We start from the raw sequence: 14,339 nt of genomic DNA on the forward strand, positions 1-14,339 counted from the left end.
CGTTAAGCGAAACTCTTCCGGCGGCGCTCAACCGCTGGGGCGTCCTCGATAGCGGGAACGCTTTGCAGTACACGTTTTGCTGGCAGAATGGCGATGGCCTCGGTGCCTTCGCGCAGCTTGGAGCGCAGCATGAAGTCGCCATTGTGCTTGGCCAGTATCGCTTGAACGATCGGCAGGCCGAGCCCGGTTCCCTGTTCAGCGCTCTTGATCGCGATCGAGCCTTGGCCGAAGGCGGAAAGAACCACCGGAATTTCGTCTTCGGGAATGCCCGGGCCGTTGTCCTTGATCGACAGGTATTGGCCGCCACCGGCCGTCCAACCGACCTTGACGGAAACTTCGCCGCCGGACGGCGTGAATTTCACCGCATTCGATAACAGGTTCAGGATGACTTGGCGCATCGCCTTTTCGTCCACCCAGACCGACGGCATGCCGTATTCGAACTGCTCGGTGATGCTGATATTCTTGGTGCGGGCGCGCAGCTGCACCATGCCGATGCAGTCCTCGGTGATCTCCACCAGGTGAATGGCCTCTTCATTGAGGTCGTACTTGCCGGCTTCGATGCGCGAAAGATCGAGGATTTCGTTGATCAAATCGAGCAGATGCTGGCCGGAGCGGTGGATGTCGCCGGTATATTCCTTGTAGATCGGATTGTTGAGCGGGCCGAGCACTTCCGTCGACATGACTTCGGAAAAGCCAAGGATGGCGTTCAGCGGCGTGCGCAATTCGTGCGACATCGAGGCGAGGAAACGCGACTTTGCCATATTGGCTTCTTCAGCGCGGCGGCGCGCTTCGTCCGACATCGATTTCGCCACTTCGAGTTCGGCGATCAGATCGTCCTTCTCCGCCTGAACAGAAAGGATATGCACGTTGCTGCGGTGCATGCGGTTGGTCATGAAGACGAGGAAAATCAGCGACGTCGAAATGATAACGGTCAAGGCCATATAGGCGGGATTGCCGGATCTCATCGTCAGCGCCCCAAGCGCGATGACGACCGGGGCAAAGGTGAAGAGCAGTGCATTGCGCAACAGGAACGTGCCCATCGCGGTGGCGGCGAGCGCAATCAGCAGCACTGCAGCCTTGTAGAAGTCGAAATTGGCTTCGCGGCAGGTGTTGCAATCCTGGAAGATGAATGCTGCCCAGCAAATGCCAAGGACGATCTGGACGAACAGGAAGCGGCGGCGCCAATAATTCACCTTGTCCGCCGGGATATCTATGGCCTTTGCCCGGCGTGCCAGCAGAATGCCGATGGCATTGACGCAGAGCGCCGTGATGCCCCAGGCGACGAGATCAAGCTTTTGCGACAGGGATACGCCGATAGCGGTGACCAGAATGATGAAGAACGGCATGGCAATCGCGCCCTGCAGCATCGTGTCGACGTGAAGCCCGAGCATCTCCTTATCGAAGCCGGACGCATTCGAGGGGCCAGCCTGCAGGCGTTCGCGGGTCGTGCGCACGGCTTTCGACACAGCCGCGTTGCGGTGGCTGCGCGATTTGTCGACGATATTCTTGTCTGTCGAGGTGCTGACGCCCTTACTCATGATCTCATACGCGTTAACGGAATCCGTTGAAGTTTAAGGGGGAATCCTTAAGAAGTTGCTGCGATTTCCTGTTTTTTCGCTCCGCATCCCGCAGCGTGAACGGGCGTACAGAGGGTTTTCAAGGCGGAAATGAAACAGATGCTCCGGATCATTCGCGACCTTCTGCTGACAACGCTTATATTGCTGTTTCTCGGGCTCGTGGTGGTTAGGCTTGAGGGGCCGGCGGAGGTGATGTCGGGCCGGGCGCGGGTTGTCGATGGCGATACGCTGGTGCTCGACGGCGAGCGCATCCGTCTTGCCGGCATCGATGCCCCGGAGTTGCGTCAGGTCTGCCAGCGGGAACAACGGGACTGGCCGTGTGGCACCGAGGCAAGGAGCCATCTAGCGGCCTTGATCGGTGATGCCCAAACCACCTGCGAGGCCGGTGGCAGCGATAAATACGGCAGGCTTCTTGCTGTCTGTAAGGTTGCAGATCGTGACCTGAATGCGGCGATGGTCGATGGCGGCTATGCCATCGCTTTCGGTAATTATGCGGCCGAGGAGGCTGCTGCCAGGCAAAAGCGGCTGGGCCTCTGGGCTGGCACGTTCGACGCGCCCCGCAGTTGGCGCCAGACCCATGGCGGAATGGACGAGATACCCCATATACCGGAGGGCTGGCTGGGCAGCGCAATTTCGCGGATCGGCGGCTGGGTTGGGAATGCAATGTCAAAGGTATGGAATGGCTGACGGGCACGTGGACGGGCTGGGGGTTTTGCGCGCAGCGATCGCGGCTTGCCGGATCTGCCGGGATGCGCCGGCGCGCGGTCCTGGCGACCAGTTGCCGCACGAGCCACGCCCGATCGTGGTCATGTCATCTTCGGCGCGAATCTTGATTTCCGGTCAGGCGCCGGGGTTGCGTGTCCATGAAAGCGGCCTGCCGTTCAACGATGCCTCGGGCGACCGGCTGCGCCAGTGGCTCGGCGTCTCGCGCGAACAGTTTTACGATCCAAGCCTCTTTGCCATCGTGCCGATGGGCTTCTGTTTCCCGGGTTATGACGCTCATGGCAGCGACCTGCCGCCACGCCGGGAATGCGCGCCGCGTTGGCGCCAGGAGGTGATCGATGCGATGCCGCAGGTGGAGCTTGTGCTGGCGATCGGTCAATATGCCCAATCCTGGCATCTCGGCGACCGGCGTTCATCGACAATGACCGAAACGGTGCGCAACTGGCGCGCGCATCTGGGCTCCAACGCCGGGCCGCCAGTTCTGGCGCTGCCGCATCCGAGCTGGCGCAATACCGGCTGGCTGAAGAAAAATCCGTGGTTTGCTGAGGATGTCCTGCCTGTCCTAAGAGAGCGCGTATCAAAATTGATTATCTGAAACAATTTTCTTCCATTTGGTGAATTTCACGATATAGATAGAATAATATTCGAAAAGGGCTCTTCATGGATCGTCTTGACCGTAAAATCCTGCGCCTGTTGCAGGAGGATTCCACACTCGCTGTTGCTGATCTGGCTAAAAAGGTCGGCCTGTCCACGACGCCTTGCTGGCGCCGTATCCAGAAGATGGAAGAGGATGGCGTGATCCGTGGCCGTGTGGCGCTTCTGGATCCGGCGAAGGTCAACACCAAGGTGACTGTCTTCGTGTCGATCCGTACCAACACCCATTCGATCGAATGGCTGAAGCGCTTTTCGGAAGTCGTCGGCGAGTTTCCTGAAGTGGTCGAATTCTACCGCATGAGCGGCGATGTCGATTATCTCCTGCGCGTCGTCGTCCCTGATATTGCCGCCTATGACGCCTTCTACAAGCGCCTGATCACCAAGATCGAGATTCGCGATGTTTCGTCGGTCTTTGCGATGGAGCAGATCAAATATACGACGCAGCTGCCGCTCGACTACATGGTCATCGATCAGGCGAAGTCCAGCGAGGACTGATTACCCGGCTAACGGCTGCAGGCCCAGCCTTGCCAAAACGGCGCTGCTCGTGAGTTCACGGACAGCGTCCTTGCCGATCCACCGGGCTGTCCGGTCCTGCCGCGCAGCCAGAGACTGTGCCAGTGACAGCGCGGGGCCATGGCAGCGGACGCTGCGTTTGCCGATCTGGCGCAATGCCCAGTTCACCGCCTTTTTTACGAAATTGCGGTCATCGCCGGCGTGAGCTTCGATCAGCGGCAGCCAGGCGAGGATGGTCTCGTCCGGCTCCTGTTTCAGGTGAACGGCGGCGACGGCGATCATGCTGAAAGCCGTGCGCCGGACGAACTCCCGTTCATCGGCGACAAATTCGGGAATCAGGATCGCTTCCAGCCGGGCATCGACAAACAGGTCGGCAAGGCTGTCGACGATTTCCCAGGAATTGAAACCGCTTGCCCATTGCCTGGCCGTATCGAGCGTCAGTTTCTGCGGCTCAGCGGTCAGGCTCGCCATGAGGCGAGCTTCGCGGATATTGCTGTCCCATAAAGTGAGGGCGCGGCCGTGGTCGCGCTTGATCACCCGGGCAATGCGTTTGAGCGCCGGGTTGGCTATCCCGAGCGCCTTGTCCGTTTCGATACCAAATCGCGCCATGCCGGCAAGGTTGCTTTCCGCGCCCAGTGTTTTCAGATGTGCGATGACGGCATCTGCTGGCGAGGCGGGCGACAGCATTATTTTTCGAGCCGCGCCAGAAGCGACGACGTGTCCCAGCGATTGCCACCCATTTCCTGCACGTCGGCATAGAATTGATCGACCAGCGCTGTCACCGGCAGCTTGGCACCATTGCTGCGGGCTTCGGTCAGAACGATGTCGAGATCCTTGCGCATCCAGTCGATGGCGAAGCCGAAATCGTACTTGCCTGCATTCATGGTCTTGTGGCGGTTTTCCATCTGCCAGGAACCGGCGGCCCCCTTGGAGATCACCTCTATGACCTTCTCGATATCGAGACCGGCCTTTTTGCCGAAATGGATGCCTTCGGCGAGGCCCTGGACGAGGCCGGCGATGCAGATCTGGTTGACCATCTTGGTCAGTTGTCCTGACCCGGCCGGGCCCATCAGGCCAACCATCCGGGCATAAGCATCGATAATTGGCCGGGCGCGCTCAAACACGGCGGGATCGCCACCGCACATCACCGTCAATACGCCGTTTTCGGCACCGGCCTGACCGCCGGAGACCGGCGCATCGATAAAGTGGGCGCCGCGTGCGGACGCTGCCGCATCCAGTTCGCGGGCGACCTCGGCAGAGGCGGTGGTGTTGTCGATGAAGATGGCACCGGCCTTCAGGGTTTCGAAGGCGCCATCCTTGCCGGTTGTCACCGAGCGCAGATCGTCGTCATTGCCGACGCAGCAGAAGACGAGGTCGGCGCCGTCGGCGGCTTGCGCCGGTGTTGCTGCCGCGCGGCCTCCAAACTGTTCTGCCCATTTTGCGGCCTTCGCGGCCGTGCGGTTATAGACCGTCAGCTCGTGGCCGCCCTTGACCTTGAGGTGACCGGCCATCGGATACCCCATGACGCCCAGACCAATGAATGCGACTTTTGCCATTCGAAAACTCCCGAAATTCCATCTTGTCGAGACTTAGCCGATGCAGATGGGGCGGGGAAGGCCCGTGATGGCGAGCTTTGGCGTTTACAGGCAAAGACAACGGCGCTGCAATGCGCGGCGATCTTTCGTCGTGTTACGGAACCGCGGGAACGGGGGGAAGGTCAACGCCATCCGGCAGGCATTCCGCCTGCCGCCCGAGGCTTGCGGAAATATCGAGCCAGAGACGGCGCAGGCGGCGAACATGCAGGTCGTCGGCAATCCACCGGAGCACATGTTCGGTCGATTTGGAATCGTCGTCCCGCAGCATCCTCTTGCGCGCCCAGATGCAAAAGGCGTCTGCATCGACGGCTTCCGCTCTATCCGCATCCAGGGTGATGGGCTTGGTCGCGCTGATCTTCACCGTCTCTCTCAGGCTGCTTGTCGAGGCCATGAGGACACCGGCGCAAATCTCGTCGAAGGCCTTGACCGAGTGTTTGCTGCTGATCGCCCGCTCGAGGTCGAAGATGGTGCGGATGTTCAACTCGCGGAAGATCAGGAATTTTTCCGGACCGAGGATATGGCATAGCTGCGCCTGGCCCACCCAGTCGATGACCTGATAGATGCCATAGGGCGATTCGATATGCAGCATGATCGGATTGTAGGTCGCGAGGTTCTGCACGTCATATATGCCGCATTCCTCCAGGCGAAACCGCGTCTCGTAATCGATGCCATCGATGATATCGAGCGAGACGATCTTGGTGACGTTGACGAAGCGGTCGTCGGTGGTCTTGATCCAGTTGATCAGGTTCTGGAATTTGACCAGCAGGAATTTGGTCGCACTCTGCGGCAACAGGCCGAGCAGTGGCGCTAGACCGAACCAGATGGGCTGGATGTGACTGCTGGCTACCGAAGCAACCGCTGGCGTTGCTGCTGGCACAGACGGCTGCGCTGCTGCAGGCAGAATACTGGCCGCGAGGCCGGTGATGCCGCTGATCGGGTCGCGAAAGACAGCGAACAGGATGATCGTGAAAATCACTGATGCAACGATTTCGGCCGTATGCCGCAGGAACGTATAGGGAGAGAGGTCGAAGACAGCGATCGAGCGGACGAAATTGCGGATTGCTGCGACAAAGGCACCAGCAAAGGCGAGCGAGCCGATGACTGTCAATTGCTGCCAGTTTGCATGGCTGCCGTCCGTTACGGCCGATCCGGCTGCGGCGGAGCACGCGGCTGCGCCCAGGCCACAGGCAAGGGTGGTGAACAGGGCGGAGAAGCCGAAGTAACACAGAAGAACGAAACCGATTGAGGACAGGAAGATCCTCCAGTCGCTGCGCGAACCGAAACTGCCGATGCTCTTGATGATCCAGTCAATCTGATCGATGTCGGTCATCCCGTTGAACGTTCTGCCGTCGGTGGGATCTGGAACCTGCAGATCCGAAATATATTTGGATTTGACGAATTCGAAGGAGGGATTGCTGGTCAAGCGGACGTTTGGATCAGGCATATCGCCGTTGGCGGGCGGAGCCTGGTTGGCATTTACCGGGGGTACGGTGTCGATGCCCTGGCTTCGTTCCAGAGGAGTCCCAAACGAGATCAGGAAATCCTTGATCGAGCGCAGCCGCCGGAGCCTGACTTCATGCCGGCCATAGAGCAGCAGGCATGGGGTGAGGAGCGCAAACAGCAAAGCCAATGGATGGAGACCGAGGATATTTTTTATCGCGGCGATCAAAAGGCCGAAAATACCGCCCGCGCCGGCGAACCAGGCAAAAAAGATTTCCATGAATATTCCCCCTTAAGTTGTGCCTGTAACGTAAGGGTGGCGATCTGCATGCGTCCATAAATCGCCTGCATCAATAGGTTGTTAAATCAATCCTTGATTGTGGTTTTGCTGAATAAATTAGCCGCGCCTGTTATTTTGGCGACGAGGTGATCGTCCGCGGTGCTTGAAGCCCGGACTTCGTGCCGTATGTCTTTACCGGGACAGCTCGCAACGGCTGTTGCATCCCGGCTTATTATTCGGAGGACACTATTCATGGCCGATCGACTGAACGCTTCGTGCCGCTGCGGCGGCGTCAAATTTTCAATTCCGGCGGAAGCTGCCGGGGTGTTCTGCTGTCATTGTGGCGATTGCCGCAAGGCGCATGGCAACTACATGGCAGTGATCGGCGCGCCGCGCGGCGATGTGCGGTTCGACGCGGATGGCACGTTGCAATGGTACGGCTATTCGGACAAGGCCCGGCGCGGGTTCTGTTCGACCTGCGGCAGCCGTCTGTTCAAGGACAATATCGGCACCGACCTACTGATGGTCTCGGCCGGTGTGATCGATGGCGACACCGGCAAACGGATCGTCAAGAACATCCTGACCGAGTTCAAGGGCGACTGGTATGAGTTGCCCGAGGTTCACGACGCCTGAGCGCCGTTATCCGCGTAGTTTTGCAATCACCAGATGACCGGCGATCGGTGCGCCTTCTTCCTTGCGCACCGTGATATCCGTCAATTCCACGACATCGAATCCGATCGCATCGAGGCGCTCGCGGACATAGGTTTCGGCATGGGCGAAACGCTGGTTCGGACCGACCATGAAAGGACGGCCGGCAAAGGTTTCGGTGGGCAGGGTCTCGCTTGAGAAGATGAACAGGCCGCCGGCATTCATGTTTTCGGCAGCGCCGAAAAACAGGGCTTCGAGCGCGCCGAGATAGGGCAGTACATCGGTTGCCGTCACGAGATCGAAGGGCTCGTCGTCATTGTCTTCGAGGAAATCGACGACTTCGGCGACGTAGAGCGTCTCGTAGACGTCTTTTTCATGGGCGATCTCGACCATGTTTTCCGACAGATCGATGCCGGTGATGTCATCGGCCATGTCGCGCAGTGCGCCGCCGGTCAGGCCCGTGCCGCAGCCGAGATCGAGTACGCGGGCGAAGGGGCCAAGCTTCAGGGCCTGAAGGCGCTGACGCACCAGCATCGGCACATGGTAGTCGAGCTGTTCGACGAGCACGTCCTCGAACACATCGGCATGCTGATCGAACAGGGTGGCGACATAGGCGTCGGGGGCCTTGTCGGGCGTCTCGCCGCGGCCCATCGAGGCGATGCGGACGGCAGCGCCGCCGTGATCGTCGGGATCGATCGCCAGAACTTCCTGATAGGCTTTGACAGCCGCCTCGACGTCGCCGGATTTCTCTAGGGCAAGCGCGCGGTTATAGGCTTCGGCGAGGGCTTCTTCATCGATCTTCTGCATGGCGGCGTCTTTACGGCGCGGGCGGCCATTTGGCAATGCGGAAACCCGCATTTGCGGGCCTTTGGGCCGGGAAAGTCATTGGTTGCCGCCGAAATTGAGCGCATGATGAGGAAAACAACAAAAATCCGGAGGAAATGCCATGGCTGCGGAATTCAGCCCGATTGCCTTGCTCAAGGACGAGAACGAAGCCAAGAGCCCGCCTTTACCGGCGACGCCCTCGGAGACGATCACGGCGCTCGTCCACTACTATCGTGGCGAGATGGGCCGCATGGCGGGTTGGAGGGACCGTATCGACCGCACATCGAACTGGGCCATCACCGTGGTTGCGGCCCTGCTTTCTGTTTCCCTGTCGAGCCCGGCTTCGCATCATGGTGTGCTGCTCTTTGCCATGCTGCTGATCACGCTGCTGTTGTTCATAGAGGCGCGGCGATACCGGTTCTTCGATGTTTATCGCGCCCGTGTTCGCCGGATCGAACGTGGTTATTTTGCTCAGATGCTGGCTCCGCAGGCGCCCTTCAAGCCGAATTGGGCAGCCCCCATCGCCGACAGCCTGCGCCGTCCGGCTTTTCTGATGAGTTATCGCGAAGCGGTTTGCCGGAGATTGCGGCGCAACTATTGCTGGATGTACCTCATCCTCCTGTTGGCCTGGGGCCTGAAGATATCCTCGCCGCTGCTGCAGGCCGATGGCGGTGCGGCACGCGAGGTGGCGTCGCTTGCTGAAATCGCCGGGAATGCTGCGCTCGGTCCCGTCTCAGGCTGGCTGGTCATTGGAATTGTCGCCGCGTTTTACCTGCTGATGGTCTATGCCGCGCTTCACAAGGAACCGAGTGAGGGGGAACTCGCCCATGGCGAGGTTCACGTGTGAGCGGTAAAACAGATACGCTGATGGCATGTGCAGGATTTCTTGATTGTGATCTTCGCCTGCTACTGGTCTTATCGTGTCTTCATTGACATGAGGGAGACGGTAATGACGGATCAGAAGGTTGCAATTATCACAGCGGGCGGGTCCGGCATGGGTGCCGTTTCGGCGCGGCGGCTGGCGGCGGAGGGATATCGCGTCGCGATCCTGTCTTCGTCCGGCAAGGGAGAGGCCCTGGCGCAGGAACTCGGCGGGATCGGTGTCACCGGGTCGAACCAGTCGAATGACGACCTGAAGCGGCTGGTGGATGCGGCCTACGGCAAATGGGGCCGTGTGGATGCGCTGGTCAATTCCGCGGGCCACGGGCCGCGTGCTGCCGTTCTCGATCTGAGTGACGATGACTGGCACAAGGGAATGGACGTCTATTTCCTCAATGTTGTTCGCCCGACCCGGCTGGTGACGCCGATTATGCTGGAGCAGAAGTCCGGTAGTATTGTCAATATTTCGACCTACGCGACCTTTGAGCCCGACCCGCTGTTTCCGACATCGGGCGTCTTCCGTTCAGGGCTGGCAGCCTTCACCAAGCTGTTTGCCGACAAATATGCCGCCGACAATATCCGGATGAACAACGTCCTGCCAGGGTTCATCGACAGCCTGCCTGCGACCGAGGAGCGGCGTCTGCGCATTCCAATGGGCCGCTACGGCACGTCCGAGGAGGTGGCCGAACTGGTGGCGCTTCTGGCGACCGACCGCGGCGGTTACATTACCGGCCAGAATATCCGCATCGACGGCGGCATTACCCGGTCGGTTTAACTTCCTTCAGCCAATGGGCGACGCATCAGTTGATGATGAACTCGCCCTTGAGCGCCCGCCAGTCCGTCGCCGAGATCAGTTTGCGGTGGACATAGCGTACCGAATGCAGCGGGCCTTCCAGCGTTTCCTGCCAGAATTTGAGAAAATTCTTCATTTCCGGAAATTCCGGGGCCAGATCGTAGTGCTGCCAGATGTAGGTCTGCAGAAAAGCCGGGTGATCGGGCATCCGGTAGAGGATCTGGGCCGTGGTCAGGCCGTAACCCTTGAGCTGCAGTTCCATTTCGTTTGTCATGCCGGACCTCATTTTGCTCAATGATGGTCCTTGCAATTGAAACACAGAGTTGGTTAATCCGGCATTAACAATGTTTCACGGTCATGCAAAATTTCGTTAGGAAACAAAGGTTTGGCAGCATGTCATGACGAGTGCTGCCAAACGGACGCCTGGGGACGCCTGGTCACCGCTTCAGGTGGCGGGTCAGGCGCGTTTCGATCCAGGCCCAGAGATTGCGCAGGACTTCGACCATGATCAGGTAGAGCACGGCGGCCCACAGATACATCTGGAAATCGTAGGTGCGCGAAAAGGCGCGGCGCGTTTCGCCCATCAGGTCGAAGACGGTAACGATGGCGACGACGGCGGAGCCCTTGATCATCAGGATGATTTCGTTGCCATAGGGCCGCAGCGCCACGATCATCGCCTGTGGCAGGATGATCTTGAAGAAGGCGACGCGCTTGGGCAGGCCAAGGGCAGACGCCCCTTCATGCTGGCCACGCGGCACACTCTCGATGGCGCCGCGCAGGATTTCAGCCTGGTAGGCGGCGGTGTTGAGCGTGAAGGTGAAGAGCGCGCAGAACCACGCATCCTTGAACAGCGACCACAGGCCGATTGCCTCGAGATAAGGGCGGAAGCTGCCGAGGCCGTAATAGACGAGGAAGAGCTGTGCGATCAGCGGCGTGCCACGGAAGAAATAGACGTAGCCGTAGGCGATCCAGGACAGCACCTTGTTCTTGGTCATCCGGCCGTAGGCGATCGGCAGAGAAAGAATGCCGCCGAGCACAACCGAGATAGCAACCAGCGTCAGCGTGACGCGCAGACCGGACAGGAAACTCGGGCCGTATTTGGCGAATTTTTCCGGGCTCCAGGAATCGACGGCGAATAGGAAAATGCCGACGGACGCTGCCAACCAGACGCCGAGCAGGGCGCGGCCAAGCAGGCGGGAAAGCGTGTAGCGTTTCTGCGCCTCTGGCGGTGGCGGCAGCGCCGGGAGCATGGTTTCAGCGTGGCTCATCGGGCGGCCTCCGAACGTTTGGTCCAGCGCTCAAGTGCAGAGAACACCAGTGAGGAAAGCATTGCCAGAATGAGGAAGAGCAGGCAGGCGATCGAGAAAAATTCGAAGGCATTCTTGGTGACGCGTGCGGCAATACCTGTCTGGCGCAAGATATCCGAAAGGCCGATGATCGAGACGAGCGCCGTGTCCTTCAATAGCGCCATCCAGAGATTGCCGAGGCCCGGCAAGGCGATGCGCACGAGCTGCGGCAGGATGATCAAGCGCATGGTCTTGCCACGGTGTAAGCCCAAGGCGTCACCGGCTTCATACTGGCCTTGTGGAATGGCCTTAAAGGCGGACAGAAGAACTTCCGAACAATAGGCGGAAAAGACGAAGCTCAGGGCAATCATGCCGGCAACGAAGGCATTGATCTCGACCGGACCCTCGAATCCGACCGCCGCCATCGCCTGTTGGGCTAAGATCTGCAGGCCGTAATAGACGATGAAGAGTGTCAAAAGCTCCGGAAGTCCGCGGAAAAGGGTCGTATAGATATTGACCGCAAGCCGCAGCGACTTTTCCTCGGACTGCTTAGCCACAGCGATGAAGAACCCCAAAAGTAGCCCTATCGGCAAGGTGCAGATCGCCAAGCTGACCGTGATCATGAAGCCTTGGGCGATCTCGTCGCCCCAACCGGTGTCACCGCAGGCCAAAAGCGTATCTTGTGCGAAAAGCCGGAAGATGCCGATCGGGCCGCAGATCGGATCGATCATGCTGGCAAACCACGAGACAATGGAAGAGAGGGCAGCAAAAGCAGCCTGCATAAGTCTGATTTCCCCTGTACGGCGTTTTTGACGCGCTTATTGTTATGAAGCCTTGTCAGACAAGAATGGCGGAAGGACCAGCCTTCCGCCATCGTATTTCAGCAACAGGTAAAGATTAATCGCCGTAGACGTCGAAGTCAAAATACTTGTCGGCGACTTCCTTGTACTTGCCGTTGGCGCGGATTGCCGCGATGGCTGTGTTGAACTTTTCCTTCAAGGCGGTATCGCCCTTGCGCACAGCAATGCCGGCGCCGATGCCGTTGATTTCCGGATCGGGCTTCAGAGCCTTCAGAAGCTTGCAGCAGGCGCCGTCGGCGGTCTTCAGCCAGGATGTGAGAACGACGACGTCGTCGATGACGGCATCGACGCGGCCGTTGGCGACGTCAAGCTTGTACTCGTCCGGGGTCGGATAGAGCTTCAGTTCCGATTCCTTGAAGAAGGCTTCGGCATAGTTGGAGTGTGTCGTCGCCGACTGCGCGCCAAGCGACTTGCCAGCGAGGCCTGCTTCGGTCGCTTCGGTGATCGGCGAATCCTTCGGCACGACGATGGCCGGACCCGTGTTGTAATACTTGTTGGTGAAATCGACCTTTTCGAGCCGCTCCGGCGTGATCGACATCGATGCGATGATAGCATCGAACTTCTTGGCCACCAGGGCCGGAATCATGCCGTCCCAATCCTGGGTGACGAAGGTGCAGTCTGCCTTCATCTCAACGCAGAGCGCCTTGGCGATATCGACGTCGAAGCCGGTCAGCGTGCCGTCTGCTTCGAGATTGTTGAAGGGCGGGTAAGCGCCTTCCGTACCGATGACGATTTTTTCGCCATCGGCCATGGCAGTGCCTGCCATCAGCGCGAAAACGGCAGCCGAAGCGGCCATGGCGAGACGTCTGGAAATACGCATAGTGATCCTCTCTGTTGGCTGGCGGCCGGTTTCTTGTTCTTCACGGCCACCCCTGTACCGGCCATTATTGTGGCCGGGCTGCGCAGATATTCCTACGCTTTAAATGGAAAAATCAACAGGAAAGCAGAGGCATTTGATGAAAAGTCTGCACATCCTCATGCCTTTACACTGGTTGCTTTCGGATGCGGCCTATCTCCGGCGAAGATGAACGTAACATTCATGCTGAGTTAATGCGGGTTTCGCTAATCGTCGTTGTCTGATTTGAGCCGGTTCGCCTTTTTTTCACCGCTTGGTCTGTCCAAAGAGCGGACATGACTGAAGGACAAGCGGTGTCCCTCCGGCTCAAGACAACGAAAACGGGACCTCTGAAGGAGGAGACATTTATGAGCATCCGATCCAAACTTTTCGCGACCGTGGCGTTTCCCATGCTGTCGATATCGATCGCCGTCCAGCCGGCTTTGGCCGATAGCCTGATGAAGCCGTTCGAAGTCGCGCAGGAAGATAGCGTCGCGCAGGCGGATGGTGGTGAACAGGCACCGGAAGAGATCATCAAGAAGCGCCGTCCGCGCGGCGAGCAGTCCGAAGAGCAGCCCGCCCAGGAAGAAGAGCAGCAACCGAGCCGCGCCGAGCGCCGCAAGGCGCGCCAGGATGCCGAGCAGCAGCAGGAAGAGCCGGCACAGGAAGCGCAGCCCGCACAGGAAGAGCAGCCGAGCCGCGCCGAACGCAGGAAGCAGCGGGCCGAACAGCAGCAGCAAGAGGAGCAGGCCCAGCCGTCCGGTGACGACGAGGCGGCAAAGGCTGCCGAGGAGAAGGCCAAGGCTCGCGCAGAACGTCGCAAGCAGAAGGCTGAACAGCAGCAGCAAGAAGAGCAGGCCCAACCGTCCGGTGACGACGAGGCGGCAAAGGCTGCCGAGGAGAAGGCCAAGGCTCGCGCCGAACGCCGCAAGCAGAAGGCCGAACAGCAGCAGCAAGAAGAGCAGGCCCAGCCGTCCGGTGACGACGAGGCTGCAAAGGCTGCCGAGGAGAAGGCCAAGGCTCGCGCAGAGCGCCGTAAGCAGCAGGCTGAACAGCAGCAGCAAGAGGAGCAGGCCCAGCCTTCTGGCGACGATGAGGCGGCAAAGGCTGCTGAAGAGAAGGCCAAGGCTCGTGCCGAGCGCCGCAAGCAGCAGGCTGAACAGCAACAGCAGGAAGAGCAGGCTCAACCGTCCGGCGATGACGAGGCCGCGCAAAAGGCTGCCGAGGAGCGTCGTCGCATCCGTGCCGAAGAGAAGGCCCGGGCACAGGCCGGCCAGCAGGACGACGGCCAGCCGCCGGTCGCAGAGGATGAATTGCGTCCCGCAATCGATAGTGATGGTGAACCAGCCAAGCGTCCCGACCGCCGTAAGCCGATCCCGGAAGTGGTCGATACGCGCAGTCAGGAAGAAAAGCAGGAGATTGCCCGCGACC

Annotated in this window: 14 protein-coding genes and 2 pseudogenes; 7 read left to right on the forward strand and 9 right to left on the reverse strand. The window is 59.4% G+C overall.

What is annotated here, in order from left to right:
• Positions 1-2 precede the first annotated feature (2 nt).
• On the reverse strand, positions 3-1,538 hold the full coding sequence (locus ASC96_RS27795) for a HAMP domain-containing sensor histidine kinase (protein WP_060506295.1): 1,536 nt from the start codon (positions 1,536-1,538) through the stop codon (positions 3-5).
• 129 nt (positions 1,539-1,667) lie between these two features.
• Here ASC96_RS27795 and ASC96_RS27800 point away from each other — a divergent pair, with 129 nt between their 5' ends.
• The 3 genes from ASC96_RS27800 to ASC96_RS27810 all read left to right on the forward strand — a co-directional run bounded on the left by ASC96_RS27800 (position 1,668) and on the right by ASC96_RS27810 (position 3,449).
• On the forward strand, positions 1,668-2,264 hold the full coding sequence (locus tag ASC96_RS27800; protein ID WP_082512289.1) for a thermonuclease family protein: 597 nt from the start codon (positions 1,668-1,670) through the stop codon (positions 2,262-2,264).
• Positions 2,257-2,895: a uracil-DNA glycosylase family protein gene (locus tag ASC96_RS27805; RefSeq protein WP_060506297.1), complete on the forward strand. Its 639-nt coding sequence runs from the start codon at positions 2,257-2,259 to the stop codon at positions 2,893-2,895. Before ASC96_RS27800 ends, ASC96_RS27805 begins: the two co-directional genes overlap by 8 nt.
• Before the next feature lie 65 nt (positions 2,896-2,960).
• The gene (locus ASC96_RS27810) at positions 2,961-3,449 is read left to right on the forward strand and encodes an Lrp/AsnC family transcriptional regulator (RefSeq protein WP_037095833.1); all 489 of its coding nucleotides are present in this window, start codon (positions 2,961-2,963) and stop codon (positions 3,447-3,449) included.
• On the opposite strand, the gene ASC96_RS27815 is transcribed toward ASC96_RS27810, so the two are convergent.
• The 3 genes and pseudogenes from ASC96_RS27815 to ASC96_RS27825 all read right to left on the reverse strand — a co-directional run bounded on the left by ASC96_RS27815 (position 3,450) and on the right by ASC96_RS27825 (position 6,782).
• On the reverse strand, positions 3,450-4,157 hold the full coding sequence (locus tag ASC96_RS27815) for a DNA alkylation repair protein (RefSeq protein WP_112834665.1): 708 nt from the start codon (positions 4,155-4,157) through the stop codon (positions 3,450-3,452).
• Positions 4,154-5,029, reverse strand: a pseudogene (locus ASC96_RS27820) (NAD(P)-dependent oxidoreductase); the annotation flags it as partial. The pseudogene ASC96_RS27820 and the gene ASC96_RS27815, both read right to left, overlap by 4 nt.
• A gap of 127 nt (positions 5,030-5,156) precedes the next feature.
• Positions 5,157-6,782 (reverse strand): hypothetical protein, encoded by a 1,626-nt coding sequence (locus ASC96_RS27825; protein WP_060506300.1) that lies wholly within the window; start codon positions 6,780-6,782, stop codon positions 5,157-5,159.
• Positions 6,783-7,034: 252 nt separating this feature from the next.
• On the opposite strand from ASC96_RS27825, the gene ASC96_RS27830 reads away from it, so the two are divergent.
• The gene (locus tag ASC96_RS27830; protein WP_060506301.1) at positions 7,035-7,415 is read left to right on the forward strand and encodes a GFA family protein; all 381 of its coding nucleotides are present in this window, start codon (positions 7,035-7,037) and stop codon (positions 7,413-7,415) included.
• A gap of 6 nt (positions 7,416-7,421) precedes the next feature.
• On the opposite strand, the gene ASC96_RS27835 is transcribed toward ASC96_RS27830, so the two are convergent.
• Positions 7,422-8,237, reverse strand: a complete 816-nt coding sequence (locus ASC96_RS27835) for a methyltransferase domain-containing protein (protein WP_060506335.1) — start codon at positions 8,235-8,237, stop codon at positions 7,422-7,424.
• Between the two features lie 139 nt (positions 8,238-8,376).
• Between ASC96_RS27835 and ASC96_RS27840 the strand changes: the two genes are divergently transcribed.
• Both ASC96_RS27840 and ASC96_RS27845 read left to right on the forward strand, forming a co-directional pair.
• Positions 8,377-9,102: a DUF2270 domain-containing protein gene (locus tag ASC96_RS27840; protein WP_060506302.1), complete on the forward strand. Its 726-nt coding sequence runs from the start codon at positions 8,377-8,379 to the stop codon at positions 9,100-9,102.
• A 102-nt stretch (positions 9,103-9,204) separates the two neighbouring features.
• Positions 9,205-9,909, forward strand: a complete 705-nt coding sequence (locus tag ASC96_RS27845; protein ID WP_060506303.1) for an SDR family oxidoreductase — start codon at positions 9,205-9,207, stop codon at positions 9,907-9,909.
• Between the two features lie 25 nt (positions 9,910-9,934).
• Here ASC96_RS27845 and ASC96_RS27850 read toward each other — a convergent pair whose 3' ends face one another.
• The 4 genes from ASC96_RS27850 to ASC96_RS27865 form a co-directional block, all read right to left on the reverse strand.
• Complete coding sequence (locus tag ASC96_RS27850) at positions 9,935-10,201, reverse strand: usg protein (protein ID WP_060506304.1); 267 nt, start codon at positions 10,199-10,201, stop codon at positions 9,935-9,937.
• Between the two features lie 163 nt (positions 10,202-10,364).
• Positions 10,365-11,195 (reverse strand): ABC transporter permease, encoded by an 831-nt coding sequence (locus tag ASC96_RS27855; RefSeq protein WP_060506305.1) that lies wholly within the window; start codon positions 11,193-11,195, stop codon positions 10,365-10,367.
• Positions 11,192-11,995, reverse strand: coding sequence for an ABC transporter permease (locus ASC96_RS27860; RefSeq protein ID WP_060506306.1), 804 nt, complete (start codon positions 11,993-11,995; stop codon positions 11,192-11,194). The genes ASC96_RS27855 and ASC96_RS27860 overlap by 4 nt, the downstream gene beginning before the upstream one ends.
• A gap of 115 nt (positions 11,996-12,110) precedes the next feature.
• Complete coding sequence (locus tag ASC96_RS27865; RefSeq protein WP_060506307.1) at positions 12,111-12,893, reverse strand: transporter substrate-binding domain-containing protein; 783 nt, start codon at positions 12,891-12,893, stop codon at positions 12,111-12,113.
• Between the two features lie 383 nt (positions 12,894-13,276).
• Between ASC96_RS27865 and ASC96_RS33085 the strand changes: the two are divergent.
• A pseudogene (locus ASC96_RS33085) lies at positions 13,277-14,339 on the forward strand (hypothetical protein); the annotation flags it as partial.

The organism is Rhizobium sp. Root1204, assembly GCF_001424965.1.
Lineage (GTDB): Bacteria > Pseudomonadota > Alphaproteobacteria > Rhizobiales > Rhizobiaceae > Pararhizobium.